Annotated in this window: 2 protein-coding genes; one reads left to right on the plus strand and one right to left on the minus strand. The window is 56.5% G+C overall.

Annotated features, from left to right (window positions below; translation table 11 throughout):
• A partial coding sequence (locus H5U08_RS17155) for a formylglycine-generating enzyme family protein (protein ID WP_297035879.1) occupies positions 1–1,674 on the plus strand: 1,674 nt, incomplete at its 5' end.
• 14 nt (positions 1,675–1,688) lie between these two features.
• Here the strand turns inward: H5U08_RS17155 and H5U08_RS17160 are convergent.
• A partial coding sequence (locus H5U08_RS17160) for a hypothetical protein (protein WP_297035881.1) occupies positions 1,689–1,944 on the minus strand: 256 nt, incomplete at its 5' end.

Consider the following 1,944-nt stretch of genomic DNA (forward strand, 5'->3'; position numbering starts at 1 on the left):
GTTCTCTCCTGCATTGGCTGTCACGAACACCCCAACGAGGCAGTTCCCAATCTCGGAACACTGGCCCTCTCTCAGCCACCCGCCACAATTGAGCCCTGGTACGCTCCGCCCCGGGGATTCAGCTTTGCCCGGGAAGTGCAACCGGTCCTGGATCGCTATTGCGTATCCTGCCACAACGGCGGGTCTGGGCCCTCAGATGCCTTTGATCTGAGGGGAAACGTACCGCTCAAGGACTGGTCGTCGGCAATTGCGGGGCATGTTTCGGAAAAAGTGGGCGGAAGGTTTTCAATCGCTTACGCCAACCTGCATCGCTTTGTGCGACGACCAGGGATCGAAAGCGATATTCACCTGCTTTCGCCCATGGAATACCACGCGGCGACAACTGAACTCGTTCAGATCCTGAAGAAAGGACATTATGGGGTTCAGTTGCCTCCAGAAGCCTGGGATCGACTCTACACGTGGATTGACCTTAATGCTCCCTATCACGGAACCTGGTCAGAAATTGTGGGTCCCCAAACGGTGGCTCCGCTGTTGGCCCGTGCCCGCGAAATGCGGAAACGGTACACCGGCATGGATGACAACTGGGAAGAGATCCCGGCGGTGACTGTTTTCGGGAGAGAGATCCAGCCGACCCAGCACTCTACTACCAAGGAAGAACGCGTGGAGCCCGTTGGCTACGCGGTGCCAGATAAACATTTCGAAAAGACACACCGCTATCAAAGCGAGATCGCCCGCCCCACGCTTGATGACTGGCCTTTTTCCGCTGAAGTGGCCAAGGAACGACAGAGGAGACTCGGGGACTGGCAACGTGAGATCACGATTGGACCAGGAGTAACAATTCCCATGGTCAGAATCCCCGCTGGCCGATTCATCATGGGAAGCGTGACTGGCGAGGCCGACGAAACTCCCCCGTGCGTGGTTCAGATTCCGCACGACTTCTGGATGAGTGCCTGCGAAATCACAAACCGCCAGTTCGCGGTGTTTGATCCGACCCATGATAGCCACGTGGAGTCACTTCACGGGTATCAGTTTGGATTCCACGGGCTGCCCCTCGATCAACCGGAGCAGCCTGTCGTCCGCGTGACATGGCACCAGGCGGTTGCATTCTGCGATTGGCTGTCGAAACGTCACGGAGTTCGATTCCGTCTTCCCAGTGAAGCAGAATGGGAATATGCCTGCCGGGCCGGAAGTGAAAAGCCCTTCTGGTACGGCACATGGGACGATGACTTCTCCAGTTATGCCAATTTGGCGGACAAAAAGTTGAGCGAGTTCGTCATCGACACCTACATCCAGGTGAGAATCATTCCCAACCCGAACCCGTTTGACGATTGGATTCCCAAAGATCCCCGCTGGAATGACGGCGGTCTGGTTTCCATGCCTGTTGGGTCCTATCGGCCGAACCCCTGGGGCCTTTACGACATGCACGGCAATGTGTGGGAATGGACGCTTTCCTCCTACCGAGGTTATCCCTATTCTGAAGATGATGGGCGAAATGATAGAAACTCGACTGAATGCCGGGTGGTGCGCGGCGGTTCCTGGTACGATCGACCAAAGCGTGCCACTTCTTCATTCCGTCTCGCCTATCCGCCTTATGCGCGAGTCTTCAACGTCGGCTTTCGCATTGTGGCCGAAGAATTGCCCTCGCCTTCCCCGCAATCTGGCTCCAACCCTTGACCTCTTTCCGGCGTTCACCCAGGGTTCTTTGCCCACAACAGGCGAGTAAACGGGATCTCGCGTGCCCGAACAGGGTTGACTTCCCGCCCCCAAACCAGTTCTGCCGCGGCTGAGGAGAACTTGCCGCGCCCCCACTTTTGTGAAACTTGTGGAAAAGGCAAAAGTGTCATGTGTGGTAGGGGCAATTCACGAATCGCCCCTACCGGAGCGTCAATACATTTGAGTGGATCATCTAAGGTTGACAAGCGGACCTGACAAGCAGGTCCCTCC

Source organism: Thermogutta sp., from assembly GCF_014359955.1.
GTDB lineage: Bacteria > Planctomycetota > Planctomycetia > Pirellulales > Thermoguttaceae > Thermogutta.